This is a genomic window from Vibrio sp. 1069 (genome assembly GCF_033340555.1).
This window is the reverse complement of record NZ_JAWOWP010000643.1, coordinates 1-592: the sequence shown is the minus strand read 5'-3', so window position 1 is coordinate 592 and position 592 is coordinate 1. Positions and strand designations below refer to the sequence as shown.

The 592-nt window shown below is 47.1% G+C and carries 1 protein-coding gene; it reads right to left on the bottom strand.

Annotated elements, in window-relative coordinates; all coding sequences use genetic code 11:
• Positions 1-442, bottom strand: a 442-nt coding sequence (locus R7040_RS28225) for a hypothetical protein (RefSeq protein WP_318097854.1), incomplete at its 3' end; no start/stop codon positions are given.
• Positions 443-592: the final 150 nt, after the last annotated feature.

Genomic DNA, 592 nt, shown 5'->3' with positions numbered 1-592 from the left:
TGCTCGTTAGGATAGGGAGGTAAGCCGATACTGGCTCATTGCGTTGGTAGCCGTCTCGCGTTTTGCGGCCTTTACCGGATCGGTTGCCCTCATAGATTTGAATGACCGCGCAATCAAAATCAATCTTGGCCATGTCTGCGATCGCTGCATCGAGATCTTTGCACACGTTAAGTACGTTCGCGCATAACATGACGCAAAAACGGCGTTTTGAGCTGTCAATTTCGGCAATATTGTTTACTACGCCTTTGGCTTTTGAACTCGGGTCAAAGTGAGTGACCGTCATGCTCTGCTTGTGGCAGTTAGTAAGACATTCTTCTGTTAGGTCGGGAAACTTACCGCAACCAAAGCTAAGAATGTTGTTCGCGTATGACCAGTTAGGCGCAAGTCTGCTAAGGCGCTTTGCACTGGCTGGCACTTGCTTTCGGCTAGTCTGTAATGTCATGCACACTCCAAAATTGGAGTGGCGCTTTAAGGATGGGGTGGACTAGGGCTGATTTGAGCGCAAATTATACACCTCGACGCGATTAACCCTAAATAATCAAAATGGCGCATATAAATGTAATGCGCATCAAATACATCTTGTGAACTCTCA